The sequence below is a fragment of the Actinophytocola sediminis genome (assembly GCF_054779715.1).
This window is the reverse complement of the sequence record NZ_BAAGXS010000010.1, coordinates 112,522-131,521: the sequence shown is the minus strand read 5'-3', so window position 1 is coordinate 131,521 and position 19,000 is coordinate 112,522. Positions and strand designations below refer to the sequence as shown.

General features: G+C 71.3%; 14 protein-coding genes. 10 read left to right on the top strand and 4 right to left on the bottom strand.

What is annotated here, in order from left to right; all coding sequences use genetic code 11:
• Positions 1-15: 15 nt before the first annotated feature.
• From ACYVIP_RS06525 to ACYVIP_RS06500, 6 genes are all read left to right on the top strand, one after another.
• Positions 16-1,695, top strand: coding sequence for an NAD(P)/FAD-dependent oxidoreductase (locus ACYVIP_RS06525; RefSeq protein WP_460393080.1), 1,680 nt, complete (start codon positions 16-18; stop codon positions 1,693-1,695).
• Positions 1,692-3,113 carry an ATP-binding protein gene (locus ACYVIP_RS06520; protein ID WP_460393078.1) on the top strand — a complete coding sequence of 474 codons (1,422 nt, stop codon included), beginning with the start codon at positions 1,692-1,694 and terminating at the stop codon, positions 3,111-3,113. The genes ACYVIP_RS06525 and ACYVIP_RS06520 overlap by 4 nt, the downstream gene beginning before the upstream one ends.
• 36 nt (positions 3,114-3,149) lie before the next feature.
• Complete coding sequence (locus tag ACYVIP_RS06515) at positions 3,150-5,516, top strand: phosphoketolase family protein (protein ID WP_460393076.1); 2,367 nt, start codon at positions 3,150-3,152, stop codon at positions 5,514-5,516.
• Positions 5,517-5,530: 14 nt separating this feature from the next.
• Positions 5,531-6,673 carry an acetate/propionate family kinase gene (locus tag ACYVIP_RS06510; RefSeq protein ID WP_460393074.1) on the top strand — a complete coding sequence of 381 codons (1,143 nt, stop codon included), beginning with the start codon at positions 5,531-5,533 and terminating at the stop codon, positions 6,671-6,673.
• A gap of 93 nt (positions 6,674-6,766) precedes the next feature.
• Positions 6,767-7,678: a universal stress protein gene (locus ACYVIP_RS06505; protein WP_460393072.1), complete on the top strand. Its 912-nt coding sequence runs from the start codon at positions 6,767-6,769 to the stop codon at positions 7,676-7,678.
• Positions 7,679-7,894: 216 nt separating this feature from the next.
• Positions 7,895-8,392, top strand: a complete 498-nt coding sequence (locus ACYVIP_RS06500) for a DUF4383 domain-containing protein (protein ID WP_460393070.1) — start codon at positions 7,895-7,897, stop codon at positions 8,390-8,392.
• A gap of 72 nt (positions 8,393-8,464) precedes the next feature.
• Here ACYVIP_RS06500 and ACYVIP_RS06495 read toward each other — a convergent pair whose 3' ends face one another.
• A complete protein-coding gene (locus ACYVIP_RS06495) occupies positions 8,465-8,626 on the bottom strand; it encodes a hypothetical protein (protein ID WP_460393068.1) in 162 nt (53 codons plus the stop codon).
• A 122-nt stretch (positions 8,627-8,748) separates the two neighbouring features.
• Between ACYVIP_RS06495 and ACYVIP_RS06490 the strand changes: the two genes are divergently transcribed.
• The 3 genes from ACYVIP_RS06490 to ACYVIP_RS06480 all read left to right on the top strand — a co-directional run bounded on the left by ACYVIP_RS06490 (position 8,749) and on the right by ACYVIP_RS06480 (position 11,832).
• Positions 8,749-9,522 carry a siderophore-interacting protein gene (locus tag ACYVIP_RS06490; RefSeq protein ID WP_460393066.1) on the top strand — a complete coding sequence of 258 codons (774 nt, stop codon included), beginning with the start codon at positions 8,749-8,751 and terminating at the stop codon, positions 9,520-9,522.
• Between the two features lie 161 nt (positions 9,523-9,683).
• Positions 9,684-10,949, top strand: coding sequence for an extracellular catalytic domain type 1 short-chain-length polyhydroxyalkanoate depolymerase (locus ACYVIP_RS06485; protein WP_460393064.1), 1,266 nt, complete (start codon positions 9,684-9,686; stop codon positions 10,947-10,949).
• Between the two features lie 61 nt (positions 10,950-11,010).
• On the top strand, positions 11,011-11,832 hold the full coding sequence (locus ACYVIP_RS06480; RefSeq protein ID WP_460393062.1) for a hypothetical protein: 822 nt from the start codon (positions 11,011-11,013) through the stop codon (positions 11,830-11,832).
• 3 nt (positions 11,833-11,835) lie between these two features.
• Here ACYVIP_RS06480 and ACYVIP_RS06475 read toward each other — a convergent pair whose 3' ends face one another.
• The 3 genes from ACYVIP_RS06475 to ACYVIP_RS06465 all read right to left on the bottom strand — a co-directional run bounded on the left by ACYVIP_RS06475 (position 11,836) and on the right by ACYVIP_RS06465 (position 17,627).
• Entirely contained in the window at positions 11,836-13,377 is a 1,542-nt protein-coding gene (locus ACYVIP_RS06475) for a BTAD domain-containing putative transcriptional regulator (RefSeq protein ID WP_460393060.1), read from the bottom strand.
• A 34-nt stretch (positions 13,378-13,411) separates the two neighbouring features.
• On the bottom strand, positions 13,412-14,818 hold the full coding sequence (locus tag ACYVIP_RS06470) for an aminotransferase class V-fold PLP-dependent enzyme (RefSeq protein WP_460393058.1): 1,407 nt from the start codon (positions 14,816-14,818) through the stop codon (positions 13,412-13,414).
• An 88-nt stretch (positions 14,819-14,906) separates the two neighbouring features.
• The gene (locus tag ACYVIP_RS06465) at positions 14,907-17,627 is read right to left on the bottom strand and encodes a sensor domain-containing protein (protein WP_460393056.1); all 2,721 of its coding nucleotides are present in this window, start codon (positions 17,625-17,627) and stop codon (positions 14,907-14,909) included.
• Positions 17,628-17,830: 203 nt separating this feature from the next.
• Here ACYVIP_RS06465 and ACYVIP_RS06460 point away from each other — a divergent pair, with 203 nt between their 5' ends.
• Complete coding sequence (locus ACYVIP_RS06460) at positions 17,831-18,991, top strand: beta-ketoacyl synthase N-terminal-like domain-containing protein (protein WP_460393054.1); 1,161 nt, start codon at positions 17,831-17,833, stop codon at positions 18,989-18,991.
• Positions 18,992-19,000 lie beyond the last annotated feature (9 nt).

Sequence of the window (19,000 nt, the reverse complement as noted above, 5' to 3'; positions counted from 1 at the left end):
CGAGCGGAGACCCCGGTGACCAAGCCGGTACTGCTGACCGTCGACGACGACCAGGGAGTGTCCAGGGCGGTGGCCCGCGATCTGCGCCGCCGCTACGGCGAGGGCCACCGCATCGTTCGGGCGTCCTCGGGCAAGGAGGCGCTGGACGCCCTGCGGGAGTTGAAGCTGCGCGGCGAGCAGGTGGCCGCGATCCTCGCCGACTACCGCATGCCGGAGATGAACGGCATCGAGTTCCTCGAGCAGGCGATGGACCTGTTCCCGCGCGCCCGCCGCGCGCTGCTGACCGCCTACGCGGACACCGACGCGGCCATCCAGGCGATCAACCTGGTCGACGTCGACCACTACCTGCTCAAGCCGTGGGACCCGCCGGAGGAGAAGCTCTACCCGGTGGTCGACGCGCTGATCGAGCTGTGGTGCGGCGACACCGCGGGGCAGGCCGAGGAGATCAAGATCGTCGGGCACCGGTGGTCGGCGCCCACCTTCGCCTCCCGGGACTTCCTGGCCCGCAACGCCGTGCCCTACCGCTACTACAGCATCGACGAGCCGGAGGGCCACCGGCTGCTGACCGCCGCGGCCGCCGACCCGACCGAGATCCCGGTGGTGATCACCCCGGACGGCAGCGCCCTGCTGTCCCCGAGCGACGCCGAGATCGCCGCGGCCGTCGGCCTCACCGTCGACCCGGAGACCGACTTCTACGACCTGGTCGTGGTCGGCGGCGGACCCGCCGGCCTCGGCTCGGCGGTCTACGGGGCCTCCGAGGGCCTGCGCACGCTGCTGGTGGAACGGCAGGCCGCGGGCGGGCAGGCCGGGCAGAGCTCGCGGATCGAGAACTACCTCGGCTTCCCCGACGGCGTGTCCGGCTCCCAGCTGACCGACCGGGCCCGGCGCCAGGCGGTCAAGTTCGGCGCGGAGATGCTCACCGCGCGCGACGTGACCGCCCTTGAGGTGCCCGGCTCGGCGCGGATGGTGCGCTTCGGCGACGGCAGCGTGGTCGCCGCGCACGCGGTCATCCTGGCCACCGGCGTGTCCTACCGCAGCCTGGACGCGCCCGGTGTCGAGGACTTCGTCGGCCGGGGGGTGTTCTACGGCTCGGCGATGACCGAGGCGGCCGAGTGCGCCAACCGCGACGTGTACATCGTCGGCGGCGCGAACTCCGCCGGCCAGGCCGCGGTGTTCTTCGCCAGGCACGCCAGCACGGTCACCCTGGTGGTGCGCGGCCCGTCACTGCGCGCGTCCATGTCGCACTACCTGGTCCAGCAGCTCGAGGCGATCGACAACGTGTTCGTGCGCACCGGCACCACGATCGGCGCGGCCACGGGCACCGACCACCTCGAACAGCTGCGCCTGGACCACACCGACGGCACCGGCGAGGTCACTGGCGAGGTCACTGGCGAGATCGTCGATGCCGACCACCTGTTCATCTTCATCGGCGCCGCGCCGCGCACCGACTGGCTCGACGGCGTCGTCCAGCGCGACCACCGAGGGTTCGTCTGGACCGGCCCCGACCTGCTGGTGGACGGCGCCCGGCCGGTCGGCTGGGCACCGGAGCGTGACCCCTACTACCTGGAGTCCAGCGTGCCGGGCGTGTTCGTGGCCGGCGACGTGCGCGCGCAGTCGGTCAAACGGGTCGCCTCGGCGGTCGGCGAGGGCGCGATGGCGGTCACGCTGGTGCACCGGTACCTGGAGGAGCGGTGACCGACATCGACCCGGCGGCCCTGCGCGAACTGTTCCTGTTCGAGCACCTCGACGACGGCCAGCTGGCCTGGCTCGCGGCCACCGCGGACGTCGTCGCGCACCCGGCGGGCGCCATCGTGGCGGCCGAGGGCGAGCCGGCGGAGTGCTTCTACGTGCTGCTGTCCGGGACGATGCGGCTGACCCGCAGGGTGCGCGCGGACGACGTGGAGGTGGTGCGCTCCGACCAGGCGGGCGTCTACGCCGGGGCGACCCAGTTCTACCTCGGCGACCAGGTCGAACAGCTCTACAACGCGACCGTGCACGCGGTCACCGACTGCGAGCTGCTGGCGCTGCCGGTGGCCGAGTTCGCGGTGAAGTTCCGCGAGTGGTTCCCGATGGCGGTGCACCTGTTGCAGGGCATGTTCGTCGGCATCCGCAACTCCGAGGAGCTGGTCGCCCAGCGGGAACGGCTGCTGGCGCTGGGCAAGATGACCGCCGGGCTGACCCACGAGCTGAACAACCCGGCGGCCGCGGCGGTCCGGGCGACCGAGACGCTGCGCGAGCGGGTCGCCGGCATGCGCCACAAGCTGGCGATGCTCGCCGACGGCCACTTCGACGGCGTCCAGCTCCACCGGCTGACCAAGATCCAGGACAAGTTCGTCGCCAGGATCGCGACCGCGGCGGCGCTGACCCCGATCGAGGTCGCCGATCGGGAGGACGAGCTGGGGGAGTGGCTGGCGGAGCGGGACATCGTCGGCGGCTGGGACCTCGCGCCGGTGTTCGTCACCGCCGGCATCACCGTGTCCGACCTCGACGAGCTGTCCAATGTGGTCGAGGCGGACTTCTTCGAGCCGGCGCTGCGCTGGCTGGCCTACTCGGTGGAGACCGAGAACCTGCTGCTGGAGATCAAGGACAGCACCGGGCGGATCTCCGGGCTGGTCGGTGCCGCCAAGCAGTACACCCAGCTCGACCGCTCCGCGCACCAGACCATCGACCTGCACGACGGCCTGGACGCCACCGTGGTGATGCTGGCCGGCAAGATCCCGGCCGGGGTGCGGGTGGTCAAGGACTACGACCGCACCCTGCCGAAGGTCCCGGCCTACGCCGCCGAGCTCAACCAGGTGTGGACCAACCTCATCGACAACGCCGTGGACGCGGTCGACGGCGACGGCACGGTCACCATCCGCACCTCGGCCGACGGCGACCGGGTGCTGGTGGAGATCATCGACACCGGCCCCGGCGTGCCGGCCGAGCTGCGTCGCCGGGTGTTCGAGCCGTTCTTCACCACCAAGGGCGTCGGCCAGGGCACCGGCCTTGGCCTGGACGTGTCGTGGCGGGTGGTGGTCAACCGGCACGGCGGCGACCTGCGGGTGGTCTCCGAGCCCGGCGACACGCACTTCCAGGTGCGGCTCCCGCGAGAGCCGGTGACCGGCGGCTGACGTGCGGGTGCCCCGGATCTGGGCGATGCTACGGACATGGCGGAGGCGTTGGCGGTCGAGCCGGAGCAGGACCTGGTCGAGGCGGTGGACGCCTACTGGCGGGCGGCGAACTACCTGTCGGTCGGGCAGATCTACCTGCTGGACAACCCGCTGCTCCGCGAGCCGCTGCGGCCGGCGCACCTCAAGCCGAGGCTGCTCGGCCACTGGGGCACCACGCCCGGCCTGAACTTCGTCTACGCCCACCTCAACCGGCTGATCCGCGAGCGCGACCTGGACGTGCTCTACGTGACCGGGCCGGGGCACGGCGGTCCCGGCCTGCTGGCCAACACCTGGCTGGAGGGCAGCTACACCGAGGCCTACCCGGAGGTGCCGCGCGACGAGCGCGGGATGCGGGTGCTGTTCCGGCAGTTCTCCTTTCCCGGTGGGGTGCCCAGCCATGTCGCGCCCGAGGTGCCCGGCTCGATCCACGAGGGTGGCGAGCTCGGGTACTCGCTGGCCCACGCCTTCGGTGCCGCGTTCGACAACCCGGACCTGGTGGTGGCCTGTGTCGTCGGCGACGGTGAGGCCGAGACCGGGCCGCTGGCCGCGAGCTGGCATGCCAACAAGTTCCTCGACCCGGTGCACGACGGCGCGGTGTTGCCGATCCTGCACCTGAACGGCTACAAGATCGCCAACCCGGCGGTGCTCGCCAGGATCCCGCACGACGAGCTGGACTCGTTGCTGCGCGGCTACGGCTACGCGCCCCGCTATGTCACCGGCGCCGATCCCGCGCTGATGCACCGCGACATGGCCGCCACCATGGACGAGGTGTTCACCGAGATCGCGGCCATCCAACGATCCGCGCGTTCTGGCCGAAGTGGACGTCCACAGTGGCCGATGATCGTGCTGCGCTCCCCGAAGGGCTGGACCGGTCCGTCCGAAGTGGACGGACTGCAGGTCGAGGGCACCTGGCGGGCCCACCAGGTGCCGCTGTCGGCCGTGCGGGACAACCCAGAACACCTCGCGCTGCTGGAGCAGTGGCTGCGCTCCTACCGGCCGGCGGAGCTGTTCGACGACGCTGGGCGGCCGGTGCCCGCACTGCTCGACCAGGTGCCATCGGGTGCCCGCCGGATGGGATCCAGCCGGCACGCCAACGGTGGCCTGCTGCTGAAACCGTTGGCACTGCCCGACTTCCGCGACTTCGCGGTCGAGGTCGACCGGCCGGGCGGGTCCTCGTCCGAGCCGACCAGGGTGCTCGGCCAGTTCCTGCGCGAGGTGCTGCGCGGCAGCGCCTCGGCCCGCAACTTCCGGCTGTTCGGCCCGGACGAGACCGCGTCCAACCGGCTGGACGCGGTCTACGCGGCGACCGGCAAGCAGTGGCAGGCCGAAACCCTGCCCGTGGACGAGAACCTGGCAACCGACGGCCGGGTGCTCGAGGTGCTCTCCGAGCACCTGTGCCAGGGCTGGCTGGAGGGCTACCTGCTGACCGGCCGGCACGGGCTGTTCTCCTGCTACGAGGCGTTCATCCACATCGTCGACTCGATGTTCAACCAGCACGCCAAATGGCTTGAGGCCAGCCGGAAACTGGCGTGGCGACGGCCGATCGCGTCGCTGAACTACCTGCTCACCTCGCACGTGTGGCGCCAGGACCACAACGGGTTCTCCCACCAGGACCCGGGATTCATCGACCACGTGATGAACAAGAAGGCCGAGGTGATCCGGGTCTACCTGCCGCCGGACACCAACACGCTGCTCTCGGTCGCCGACCACTGCCTGCGCAGCCGCGACTACGTGAACGTCATGGTCGCCGGCAAGAACGCCGCCCCGGACTGGCTGTCCATGGACCAGGCCGTGCTGCACGCCACCCGCGGCGCGGGCATCTGGGAGTGGGCGGGCAACGAGGACGGCCGGGAGCCGGACGTGGTGCTCGCCTGCGCGGGGGACGCGCCGACCCTGGAGGTCATGGCCGCCACCGCGCTGCTGCGCGACCAGCTGCCGGACCTGCGGGTGCGGGTGGTCAACGTGGTGGACCTGATGCGCCTGCAACCGCACACCGAGCACCCGCACGGCATGACCGATCCCGAGTTCGACGCCCTGTTCACCCGCGACCGCCCGGTGATCTTCGCCTATCACGGCTATCCCTGGCTGATCCACCGGCTGACCTACCGCCGCACCAACCACCACAACATCCACGTCCGCGGCTACCGGGAGGAGGGCACCACGACCACCCCGTTCGACATGCTGGTGTTGAACGACATGGATCGCTTCCGGCTGGTCATCGACGTGCTCGACCGGGTGCCCGGCCTCGGCGCCCGCGCCGCGTTGCCGCGTCAGCGAATGCAGGACATGCGCGCCCGCCACCACCGTTGGACCAGGGACCACGGCGAGGACCTGCCGGAGGTCCGCGACTGGTCCTGGCCGTAGGACAGGAGCCGACCATGCAGATCCTCGTGGTGAACGCCGGGTCCTCCAGCATGAAGGTCCGCCTGCTCGACCAGGCCGACGTGCCGGTCGCGAGCCTGGACCTGGACCGCTGGACCGGCGGCGACGAGACCGAGGAGCTGGCGCGGTTCGTCGCCGGCCTCGACCGGGTGGACGCGGTCGGCCACCGGATCGTCCACGGTGGCACCGAGTTCACCGGCCCCGTGGTGCTCGCCGGCGACGTGCGCGACCGGATCGAGGCGCTGGTCGACCTGGCGCCGCTGCACCAGCCGCGCGGGGTCGCCGGCATCGACGCGATCGCCGCCGTCCTGCCGGACACGCCGGCCGTGGCGTGCTTCGACACCTCCTTCCACCACGACCTGCCGGCCGCGGCCGCCACCTACGCGCTGCCCACCGAGTGGGTTCAGCGGTGGGGCCTGCGCCGCTACGGCTTCCACGGCCTGTCCCACGCCTACGCCGCCGGTCGCGCGGCCGCACTGCTCGGCCGCGTCGACGCGCGGGTGGTGACCTGTCATCTCGGCGCGGGCGCCTCGCTGGCTGCGGTGCGCGCCGGCCGGTCGATGGACACCACGATGGGCTTCACCCCGCTGGAGGGCCTGGTGATGGCCACCCGTCCGGGCAGCGTCGATCCCGGCCTGGTGCTGTGGCTGCTGCGCCACGGCGGGATGAGCGTCGCCTCCCTCGGGGACGCGTTCGAGCACGAGTCCGGCATCGCCGGGCTCACCGGCGGCGACGGCGACCTGCGCGCGCTGCGCCAGGGCGTGGAGACCGGCGACGAGCGGGACCTGCGCGCGTTCGCCGTCTACAGCCACCGGCTGCGCCGCGAGATCGCCGGCATGGCCGCGGCCATGGACGGGCTGGACGCGCTGGTGTTCACCGGTGGGGTGGGCGAGCACCAGCCGTTCGTGCGCACCGCGGCCGCCGCCGGCCTCGGGTTCCTCGGCGTCCGGCTGGACGAGCAGGCCAACCGCGCGGCGACCGGCGAGGACGCCGAGACCGACATCTCGGCCGACGGCGCCGGGGTGCGCACACTCGTGGTCACCGCGCGCGAGGACCGCGAGATCGCCCGCCAGGTTCGTGGGTTGCTCGCCGTGCCGTCGCGTTCGGGTCGTGGGGGCAGGCGGGGCGGTCGGCACTGAGGTGATGGGTGCGCTGGCCGGCAGGTTCGTGGCTGCTCGCCGTGCCGTCGCGCTCGGGTCGCGGGGCCAGGCGGGGCCGCCGACAATGAGGTGATGAGCGCGGTGATGAGCACGCTGACCGGAGGGTCGATCGTCGTCGGGGTGGACGGGTCGGAACGGGGCACGAACGCGATCGTGTGGGCCGCCGAGGAGGCCGCGCGCCACGGCGTCCCGCTGCGTCTGGTGCACGCCTGTGAGGTCCCGGTCGGATATCCCGGCGGTGTCATCGACCCGCAGGTGCTGCGGGTCGCGCTGGAGGAGCAGGGCCGGGCCTGGCTGGCCGAGGCCGCGAGCCTGGCCGCCACCTCGGTGCCCGGGCTGCGGGTCGAGGAGGTCTTCGAGGTCGCGCCGACGGTGCCCCTGCTGGTCAAGGAATCCCGGACGGCCGCGCAGCTGGTGCTGAGCACCCGGGGTCTCGGCGGGTTCACCGGCCTGCTGATCGGCTCGACCTCGGTCGCGCTCGCCGGCCGGGCGCTGTGCCCGGTGGTGGTCGTCCGCGGCCGCACGGCCGAGGACGCGCCGCCGACCGACGGTCCGGTGGTCGTCGGGGTGGACGGCACGCCGGTCGGCGAGGCGGCGATCGCCTACGCGTTCGCGTCCGCCTCGCTGCGCCGGACCGACCTCGTCGCCGTGCACGCCTGGTCCGACCTGTTGCTGGAGGTGGCCTTCGCCGGCCAGGCCGACGCGTTGGACTTCAGCGCGCTGGCCGAACAGGCCACCGAACTGCTCGGCGAACGGCTCGCCGGCTGGCAGGAGAAGTACCCCGATGTCCACGTACACCGCGAGGTTCGGCGCGACCGGACGACGCACGCGTTGCTGGCGGCGGCGCGGGACGCTCAACTCGTGGTCGTCGGCAGCCGGGGCCGTGGGGGTTTCCGCGGTTTGCTGCTCGGTTCCACCAGCCAGCACATGCTGTACCACGCGCCGTGTCCGGTCGCGGTGGTGCGCACCCACGACGACGGCTGAGCCCGCTCTAGCACACGCGGCAACGGGTTTGCGTGCGACACGCCGAGGCTAAAACGCTTGTACCACAGCGAAATCGATGGAACGGTACCGGCTGTCAACTCGTCTGAGTGATCATGCGCGTGGTGCCAGGATCGGAGACCGGCAAACTGGTTTGATCCAGACCATAACGGGGCATCCGGCCGCACCGATCACTCAGTTCGAACTGGGGAGGTATCGATGAGGGAGCAGACCGGTCGGCTCGCGGTCGTGGTGATCGCGGCCATGTTCCTGCTGGCGGGGGTTTTCGGGTTCGCGCAGGGTGCCACGTTCACCACGGGCACGCTCAACCCGGTGGCGCACCTCGCTTTCGGGCTCACCGGCCTCGCGGTCGCACGCAGCGCACGCGGGTCGCGACGGTTCCTCATCGGTGGCGGGGTCTGCTACGTGCTGTGGCACTACGGCGTGGTCACCGTGTTCACCAGCGGTTCGGCCGGCACGCTGAACACCGCCAACGACTGGCTCAACCTCTGGCTCGCCGCGAGCATGATCGCGCTCGCCTGCATCGTGGGTGAGCGGTCGATGGCCGAGCAGCGACCCCGCCAACTCGCCAACGCCAAGGACCCGCTTCCCTGGCGCCGCGAGCGGACGGTCGTCGCGGTACCCAGCGCCCGCCCGCCCCGCCGACGCCCGGCCGCCGGCAACGGCCCCCGTCTCGCCGGCGCCATCGGCCGCTGACCCCGACTCCCACGGCAGCGAAGGGTCCCTTCACCGCGTCCAGCGCAGTGAAGGGACCCTTCGCTGCGTGAACTAGTCCACGACGCTGCGGAGGAAGGCCACGATGGCCTGGATGCCGTCACCGATCCAGCCGAAGATGGCCTGCACGCCGTCACCGAGCTGGGTCGGGTGGGCGACCAGGGTGTACACCAGGACGGCCGCCGCGCCGAGCAGGAGGGCCTTCTTGACGTTCATGGGCACCTCGGTTCGTCGGTCCGGATGTTGGCGTGCGCCATAGAGGATTGTCCCTTATCGGTCGTCTTGAACGTAGGGCATCGTCGCGCTGCGCGCGATGAGGCTCGGCGTAGGGTCGGCATATGACGGAACGTCGAGGACGTAGGGCCAAGCTCGCACAGGTGCTGCGGGTCGAGCAACTCACCCCGCACCTGCGCCGGGTCGTGCTCGGTGGCCCCGGTCTGGCGGAGTTCACCGCCGGGGAGTTCACCGACCACTACATCAAGATGTTGTTCCCGGTGGCGGGCGCGGAGCGGCCGACGATGCGCACCTACACCGTGCGCGCCTGGGACGCCGACAGCGGTGAGCTGACCGTCGACGTCGTGCTGCACGGCGATGTCGGGCTCGCCGGGCCGTGGGCGCTGCGCGCCGCGCCGGGCGACGAGATCGAGTTCATGGGCCCCGGAGGCGAGTACGCGCCGTCGCCCGAGGCCGACTGGCACCTGTTCGCCGGCGACGAAAGCGCGTTGCCGGCCATCGCGGCCAGCCTGGAGCGGCTCCCGACCGGCGCGCGAGCGCACGCCTTCATCGAGGTCGCCGGGCCGGACGAGGAGCTGAAGCTGGAGTCCCCCGGCGAGGTCACCGTCACCTGGCTGCACCGGGGCGACGAGCGGGTCGGGGTCGCGCTGGTGCGGGCGGTCGCCGACTTCGCGTTCCCGGAGGGCTCGGTGCAGGCGTTCGTGCACGGCGAGGCCGGGTTCGTCAAGGAGCTGCGCCGGCTGCTGCTGATCGACCGGGAGGTGCCGCGCGACCGGGTGTCCATCTCCGGCTACTGGCGCGTCGACCACGACGAAGACCGGTGGCAGGCCACCAAGCGCGACTGGAACCGTCAGGTCGAGGAAGAGCAGGACAGCTGACCGCTGTCCGAAATTTCCGGAACGACACTGACTCTTCTGCCCGTTGAGCGTCGGTAATCGGCGCGACGGCGGTCGTAATCGTCCACATCACGGTGCTTGATTTCCGGAAAGTTTCGGAACAAGAATCGAAGGTGACTCGTTTCCTGCCCGAGGAGCCCGTGATGATCCGGAGAACGTTGTTGAGCTGGCTGGGGGTCGTCGCGCTGGTGCTCGCGACCCTCGTCCGGCTGGAGGCACCGGCGTCGGCGGCGTCGCTGGTGGAGGTCACCAACTTCGGCACCAACCCCAGCAACCTGCGGATGCACCTGTACGTGCCGGACAACGTCGCGCCGCAGCCGGCCGTCGTGGTCGCCGTGCACTACTGCACCGGCTCCGGCCCGGCGTTCCACAGCGGCACCGAGTTCGCCCGCCTGGCCGACCAGTACGGCTACGTCGTGATCTACCCGTCGGCCACCCGCAGCGGCCAGTGCTTCGACGTCTACACCCAGGAGGCGTTGCGCCGCGACGGCGGCAGCGACCCGGTCGGCATCCGGTCCATGGTCAGCTACGTCCAGCAGCGGTACAACGCCGACCCGAGCCGGATCTTCGTCACCGGCGCCTCCTCCGGCGGCATGATGACCAACGTGCTGCTCGGCAACTATCCCGACGTGTTCGCCGCCGGCGCGGCCTTCATGGGTGTGCCGTTCGCCTGCTTCGCGACCACCCCGCCGAACACCTGGAACAGCCAATGCGCCAACGGCCAGATCATCCGCACCCCACAGCAGTGGGGCGACCTGGTCCGTTCGGCCTATCCCGGCTACTCCGGTCCACGCCCGAGGATGCAGACCTGGCACGGCACCGAGGACGCCACGCTGCGCTACCCGAACTTCGGTGAGCAGATCAAGCAGTGGACCAACGTGCACGGCGTGAGCCAGACCCCGGCCTTCACCGACAGCCCGCAGTCCGGCTGGACCAGGACCCGCTACGGCGGCACCGGCGCGAACGCCCCGGTCGAGGCGATCAGCCTGCAGGGAGTCGGGCACAACCTGCCCCAGGGCGGCCAGGCCGCGCGGGTCATCGAGTTCTTCGGCATCACCTCCGGCCCGCCGCCGACCGATCCGCCGCCGACCGGTGGCTGCCGGGTGTCCTACGCGGTGAGCCCGTGGAACACCGGCCTCACCGCCGCGATCACGGTCACCAACACCGGGACCGACGTGATCAACGGCTGGTCGCTGGACTTCACCCTGCCCAGCGGGCAGACCATCACCTCGGGTTGGGGCGCCACCTACACGCCGAGCAGCGGTCCGCTCACCGCGCGTCCACTCAGCTACAACACCACGATCAACCCGAGCACGTCGGTCGGCTTTGGCTTCCAGGCCAACCACACCGGAAACACCGGGGAACCGACCTCGTTCTCGCTCAACGGAAACGGGTGTGTGGTGAGCTGAGCGGCGCGCCGAAGAACCCGCCCGGATAGTCGATCAAGCATCGGGTCGCTACGGTTGCGCTATGGGCGGGCGGGTCTGGTCGTGGTTTCTCGAGTTCGCGCCGGTACGCGAGGCGGTGCGCCGACAGGTGCGGGCCGCGGTCGACCAGGTGATGGACGACACCGAGCACGCTCTGGCCCGGCAGCGGGAGCGACACCAGGCCGCGCTCGGTGACGGTGCGGGGCAGGTGACCGAACTGCGGGCCAGGGTCGACGACCTGATGACGACCAACGCCGAGCTGCTGACCACCACCGCCACGCTGCGCACCGAGCTGACCGAGGCCGCCGAGGCCACCGAACGTGAGACGGCCGCGCGCGAGGAGTTCGCCCACCGGCTCGTGCGGGAGCAGGAGGCCGCCGCCGTGGCGCAGTGGCACGGCGCGACCACCGACGTGTTCTGCTGCCAGTCCTGTTGGGCGTTCTGGTTCCTGAGCACCACACCGGACCGGACGAGCTGTGTGGTGCGCGGCCCGTTCGGCCGGCACGACGCCGCCTGCGCGGTGTGCGCCGACCCGCTGGTGGTGCTGCCGGCGGCCAAGAGCGTGGTGTACCGCAAGGGAGCCGAGGACCGGGTCTGCCGGCCGGTCGAGGACGACGGGGTGCGTTCGGAGATCGCGTTGGCCGGCGCCGAGCTGGACGCGATCGCCGACGGCCTGACCCGGTTGCCGAAGGTGCCGAGCCGGACGACCGCGTGGGTGGCCACCGGGCTGACCGGGATGCCGGAGCTGCCGGCCAAGGTACTCGGCGAGATCGCCGCCAGGACCACGATGGCCGTGCCGTTGGACGGCATCGTCGCCGGGATCCGGGCGTTCATCGAGGTCCGCGCGCCCCGCCAGCCGTCCTGACCCTCACGCCACCGGCGGGATCAGCTCGAAGACCTGACCCTCGACGCGCTCGTCGCACGGGAGCTGGACGATCGGCGTCCACTCCGTCGTCGAGGCGTCGGTCGCGGTCAGGCACAGGTCGCTGTGCACCAGCCGCAGCCGGAATCCGGGCGCTGGCACGCCGACCGGCTCCACCAGGAACTCCTCGGCCGCACCGGTGTCGCACCAGTCGTCGTAGGCGCCGGCGCCGGAATCCCGCTTGCCCTTGGGAATGCCGAGGCACCCGCCCTTGAACTCGGGATGGTGGGAGGCGATGCGGTAGGCACCCTGGCCCCACGGTCGCAGCGAGTAGACCGGAACGGTGTTGGCACAGTCGCTCTGGAAGACCTGCCCGCTGTCCTCGCCTTCCCGCTCGGACAGGCACAGCGCGGAGTGCGTCAGCCGGAAGTCGTAGGTGCCGGGCGGGGGGAGCGGCGGCGGGCTCCCCGGAACGGCCGGCTCGCCGACCGAGTTGACAGCCGTGCTGGCGGAGGTGGTGGTGCCGGGGTCGGTGCTCGCGTCCTCCGGGCGGAACACCTGGGTGGCGACCAGCACGCCCATCATCACCATGATGATCGCCGCGATGGAGACGAGCACCCCGGTTCTGGACCGCGACGCTTTCGGTCCAGGGCTGACGTTGTCGGCGATGCCGGCGTCCGGCGACCGGCTCGGTGCCGGTTCCGCCGGCGGCGGTTCTGCCGGCTGAGGTTTGGCTGGCTGAGGTTCGGCTGGCTCGGCAGGTTGGGCTTGGGCGGCCTGGGTTTCGGGGAGGTGGGATTCGGTGGCTGGCGGGGCTGGGTTGGGTTCGCCTGCCAGCAGGAGGCGGAACACCTCCTGGACCCGCGCGCCCGGGTCGACGCCGAGCTCGTCGGCCAGCCGCCGGCGCAGCTGGTGGTAGTGGTCGAGCGCGGCGGCGGAGCGGCCGGCGCGGTGCAGCGCGCGCATGAGCTGGCCGGCGATCCGTTCGTCCAGCGGGTGTTCCTCGGCCAGGGCGCGTAGATCGGGCAGTACCGCGGTGTGGTGGTCGTGGCGCAGCGCGAGCTCGTGGTGTTCGAGCCTGGCTTCCAGCCGGTCGTGTTCCAGCGAGTCGCGGACGGTGGCCAGCCACGGCGTGCTCGCCCCGGCGAAGGCCTCCCCACGCCACAGCCCGAGCGCCTCACCGAGCAGGGTCCGGCCGCGCCGCTCGTCCTCGTCGGCGCGTGCCCGCTCGACCATGGTGCGGAAGCGGTGCAGGTCGATCGTGGCCGGGTCGACCTCGAGAAGGTAGCCGCCGTCCTTGCGCTGGATGTCGGCCGCACCGGCCAACGCGGCCCGCAGGTGGTGGATGTAGCCGTAGAGGGCGTTGCGCGCGCGGGGCGGGGCCTGCTCGCCCCACACCCGGTCGACCAGCTGGCCGGTGGGTACCAGGCGGTTGGCGTTCACCAGCAGTACCGCGAGCACCGATCGCTGGCGGGCATGACCGAGATCGACGGCCCCGGCATCGACGATGACCTCGACTTCGCCAAGAAGGTTGAACTCCGCCGGCACTGGTCAATCCTACAAACCCGGCGTCACCGCGCGATCAGCACCGGTCGCGTGGTGGGAGCCCGGCGGGATCGGTGACCCGGTCGCGGTAGGTGGCTTCGGTGAACTCGACGAACCGGGCCACGTCCGCGACGGTCGAGGCCACCCCGAAGGAGACCCGGACCGCGCCGGCCGATGGCAGCCCGAGCAGGTCGAGGTACTCGTCGAAGGTGTTCGTCCCGGGAGTCGACGCGCCGAGCGCGCGCAGCCGGTCCTGGTCGAGGCCGAAGGCGCCCTCGCCGACGCCCGGGTTGCAGAAACACCCGGTGCGCAACGAGATCCCGGCGGTCGAGGTCTCGGTGGCGACCAGCCGCTCGTCCACGATCCGGCCGGCGCGGTCGAGCAGGTTGAACGCGATGGTGCCGCCGCGGGCGTCGGTGTCCGGCGGCCCGTACACCACGACCATCGGGCTGCCGTCGCTGTGGCGCAACGAGATCAGCCGCTCCAGCAGCCAGCCGGTCAGCCACCGCGCCCTGGTGCCGATCAGCTCGACGCCGATCCCCGCCAGCCAGTCGAGTCCGAAGTGGACGTCCGGAATGGACAGAAAGTTCAGCGTGCCGTCCTCGAACGCCGACTCGTCGGGTGCCATGGCGTGCCACGGCAGGCCGACGGTGACCGCCGTGATCGTGCCGCCGGAGAACCACGGGCGGGTGAGCTTGGCCAGCGCGGCCCGCCGCGCCACCAGACAGCCGACGCCGGTCGGGTACCCGAACAGCTTGTACCAGCTCACGATCACGAAGTCCGGGTGCGTCAGCGCCAGGTCAAGCCGCGCGGTCGGCAGGTAGGCCGCGGCGTCGAGCAGCACGTCGTAGCCGAGCCCGCTGGCCAGCTCGATCCAGTCGAGCGGATGGCGCACGCCGCTGAAGTTGCTCTGCGCCGGATAGGCGAACAACCCGCGCCGGCCGCCGGTCAGCTCGGCGACCAGTACGTCCTGGTCGACCCGCAGTTGGGGCGCCGCGGCCGGCACGTAGTCGGTCGCCGCGCCGGCGCGGCGGGCGAACTCACGCAACCCGTTGACCGAGTTGTGGTTGTCGAAGGTCAGCACCAGGCGCGTCTCACCGGAGAACGGATACGCCTCGCCGACGAGCCGGGCGGCGCCGGTCGCGTTGGCGGTGAACACCGCGACGTACTCCGCCGGGTCCGCGTTGAGGTGGGCGAGCACCCTGGCCCTGGTGTGCTCGACCAGCCTGGTGGCCGCGGCACTCGTCGGGTTGACCGAGTGCGGGTTGCCGAACAGCGTGCCGGCCAACCGATCCCGGTGCGCGCGCAGCTGCGACCTGGCGGCCAGCCCGGCGCCGGTGTAGTCCAGGTACACGTGCCCCTGCTCGTCGAGATACCCGTACTCGGTGCGGCGCAACTCATCGAGGCGGCCGGTACTGGCGTAGTCCTCGTCCAGTGTCCTCACCTCAACCCGCGAGGGTGCGATCCCGGTCGAATCCTCCTCTCCTGTCGCCGGAGCAGAAAGTCCCCAGCGGGGTTATCACTCGGCAGGGCTATAACTCGGCGGCGGGCACCGGGCGGCCGAGGTAGAAGCCCTGGGCCTGGTCGCAACCGAGGTCGCGCAGGATGTTGAGCTGGTGCTCGTGCTCGACGCCCTCCCCGATCACCGTGAGGTCCACGGCGTGGGCCATCGCGATGATGCTGGTGACGATCGCCTCCGCGTCCTTGGACTGGCCAAGGCCGGCGACGAACGTGCGGTCGATCTTGAGGGTGTCCAGCGGCAGGGTCATCAGCTGGGCGAGCGAGGAGTACCCGGTGCCGAAGTCGTCGATCGCCAGCCGGGCGCCGAAGTCGCGCACCGCGGCCAGGGTGCGGGCGGCGGTGGCCGGGTCGCGCATCAGCGCGCTCTCGGTGATCTCCAGGCACAGCGCGCTCGGCGGCAGGCCGGAGGCCAGCGTCACCTCCTGCACGGCGGGCACCAGCGTGGGGTCGTCGAGCTGGCGGGCGGAGAGGTTCACCGTGAGCTGGAGGTCGGGATGCCGTTCCCGCAGCACGAGAATCTCCTCGGTCGCGGTGCGCAGCATGTGGCTGCCGATGATGTTGATCAGGTCGCTGTCCTCGGCCAGCGGGATGAACTCGGCGGGGGAGATGAGCCCGTAGCGCGGATGGTTCCACCGCAGCAGCGCCTCGACCAGCGCGGTCTTCCCGGTCCGCAGATCGACGATCGGCTGGTAGGCCAACCAGAGCTGGCCCTTGCGGGGTGCTCCGCGCAGGTCCTGCTCCAGCTGCAGCCTGCGCTGGGTGCGCTCCCGAAGGTCGACGTCGAAGAACGCGTACCGCCCCCGGCCCCTGGTCTTCGCCTCGTACATCGCGAGGTCGGCGTCCCGGAGCAGGTCCTCACCCTCGCGGGTGTCGCCCGGTTCGGCGATCACGATGCCGACACTCGCGTCGATGTGCAGGTTGCGGCCGTCCACCGCGACCGGCCGGTTCAGCTCGGTGCGGATGTGCTCGGCCAGGCCGGTGGCCGCGGCGGGACCGTCGATGCCGTGGGTGATCACCACGAACTCGTCGCCGCCGAGCCGGCCGACGATGTCGTCCTCGCGCGTGGTGCCGCGCAGCCGGGCGCCGAGGGTCTGCAGCACCTTGTCGCCGACACCGTGGCCGAGCGAGTCGTTGATGACCTTGAACTTGTCCAGGTCGATGAACAGCACGGCGGTCATCCCGGCGTGGCCGGCGCGGGTGGCGCGGCTGAGCCGGGCGATGGCGACCGTCCGGTTGAACAACCCGGTGAGCGCGTCGTGGGTCGCCTCGTACTCCCGCCGGCCGTCGATCATCCGCCGCTCGGTGATGTCGGTCATCGACACCACCACGTCCACCGGCGGCTCGTCGTCGGGGTTGAGCGCCCGGCAGCTGACCGACAGCCACACCCGGCTGCCGTCCGGGCGGGCGACGCAGACGATCTGGCCGTTGCGGGGCCGCCCGGTGCGCCGGGTGTGCACCGTGGGGTAGCGCGCCGGTGGCAGCCGCGCGCCGGTCTCGTCGTACATCTCGGCCAGTGAGGAGGGCTGGCCGAGTGCCTGCTGCTCGGTGATGGCGAGGATGCGCTCCGCGGCCGGGTTCACCGAGTCGACCCGGCCGGTCGCGCCGATGACGATCACGCCCTCCTCGATGGCCGCGACCACCGAGGTGAAGTGCTGCTCGGCGCGCCGGCGGGCGGTCTCGTCGGCGCAGATCAGCACGTAGCCGCCGTCCATCCGGGCCACCGAGACCCGGACCGCGAGCATGCCGCCGTCGCAGCCGCGGTGCACGGCCTGGACCACCCCGCCCGCCTCGAGGATCGCGGCCGGGTCCAGCGGCGCGCCGACCAGCTGGCGGATCGGCTGCCCGATCGCGTCGATGGCGCGGTGCCCGTAGACGACCTCGGCGCTGGGGTTCCAGCTGGTCACCACGCCGTCCTCGGTGGTGGCCACCAGGGCGTCGCTGACGTGCGCGACCAGCGCGGCCTGGTAGCGCAGCGCGGCCTCGGCGGCCTTCTGGGCCGACACGTCACGCATGATCACCTGGTAGGCGGGCTTGCCCTCCCAGGTGACGCGGACCGCGACCGACTCGACGGGGATCGTGCCGCCGTCGACCCGCAGCAGCACGGTGTCCTGGGCCTCGCTGGTCGCCCCCGGCTCATCCAGCTCGGCGATGCGCTCCAGCAGGTCGGTCAGCGAGTCCGGGTGCACGAACTCGAGGATGGGTCGACCCACGATCTCGTCGACCGACGCCGCCCTGGCGAACCGCACGGTCGCCGGGTTGGCGTATACCACCCGGCCGGCCTGGTGCACCACGATCGCGTCCGGGGTCAGGTCGACCAGCAGCCGGTACCGGTCGGTCAGATCGTGCAACGCCTGCCGCTGTTGGTGGCTGCTGCTCACGTCGGTCGCGATGCCGAACAGGTTGCGGTGTTCGGAAAGTGTGGAAATTCGGGCCCGGAACTTGATCCGCCGGACGGTGCCGTCCTGGGCGGTACAGGACTGCTCAAGCTCGAATCCCTGCCATTCCGGGGCGGTTCTGGAGGCGGTGATCAACGGGTTCACCAGTTCGGTCAACTGGCGGCGAACAAGCGTGTCCTCCGCGCCCGGCAGACCGATCATCGCGTCCAGCCCCGGCATCCAGGAGATCGCTCCCGACGTGAGATCCAACGTCCAGGCGACGGCCGACTCGGCCGAAAGGCCCAGTTCCGTTACCAGCGCATGGTCGACTCCGGTGCCGCCCATCAGCCCGCTCATCTCCTGGCCACCAGGCCCCATGTGCTTTCCCGATTCCTTGTGTGTGACCAATGTGGATTGGCCCCGTCACGTTCGAACCCTCCCACCCTAGTAGCGCGGTTATCATTAGGGGGTCGGCGCCGGTCAGGTCGCCGTTCCCGTCGTGGTCCCCGGTGGTGGTCACATTGTGTGTACCGGTCCTCGGAATTTGGGGAGGACAGTGAATGATTGCCCAGCAGATCGGCATCTGTGGAGTCGGTGCCGTCAGCGGATACGGTTGGGGTCGCGCGGCCCTGTGGGACGGGTTGGTGTCCGGCAAACCCGCCGCACGGGCGACCGCCGGTCTCGGCCAGGGCGCGGACGACCTGGTGTGGGCGGCCAGAGTGCCCGACGGCGGTGACCAGGAGGACGGCCAGACCAGGTTCGCCAGGGCCATGCGCGCCGCCGCGCGCGAGGCCATCACCGACGCCGGCGCGCGCGGCTGGCGGCCGGGCAGGCGGGTGGGCCTGCTGCACGCGGTGGTGCTCGGCGAGGTCGAGCTGTGGCGGGAGTTCTACACCACCCACGACGGCACGCTGCCGGTGCACGAGTTCCTGGCGCTGATGCCGTCCACGCCGATGACCATGCTCATGCGCGAGTACGACTTCCACGGCCCGGCGATGACCGTCTCGGCGATGTGCGCGTCGGGTAACGCCGGCCTGATCACCGCCAAGTCCTGGTTGGACGCCGGCGTGGTCGACGACGTGGTGTTCGTGGCGACCGATCTGTCGCTCACTCCGGAGAACGTGGCGCACTTCGTCCGCCTCGGCGTCGCGGTGGTCGACGAGGAGCCGTTGGTGGCGTGCCGGCCGTTCCAGGAGGGTAGCCGGGGCTTCGTGGTCGGCGAGGCGTCGGTGTCGTTCGTGCTGTCCGCGCGCGCCGAACGGCCCTACGCGCTGACCCTCGGCGGGGCGATGTCCCACGACGCCCATCACGTGACCTCCATCGACCCGGCGCTCACCCACATCCTCGGCTGTGTCCAGGACGCGCTGGCGACCGCGGGGGTCGCGGCGTCGGACGTGCGGTACTTCAACGCGCACGGGCCGGGCACCGAGCAGTGCGACCGGGCCGAGACCGCCGTGCTGGCGCAGATCTTCCCGGACGACATCGGTGTTTTCTCGGTCAAGCCGTTGACCGGTCACTGCCAGAGCGCGGCGTCGGCGATCGAGATCGCGGTGAGTGCGCTGGGATATGACCGGGGGGTGATTCCCGCGCCGCCGACGATCGCCGCCGGACATCCCAACCTGCTCGACGGTCCGACGCCGATCACCGGTGGGATCACGGTCAAGTCCTCGATCGGGATGGGCGGGCACAACTCCGCGGTGGTGCTCGCGCCGCCGGCCTGAGCCCGGTGG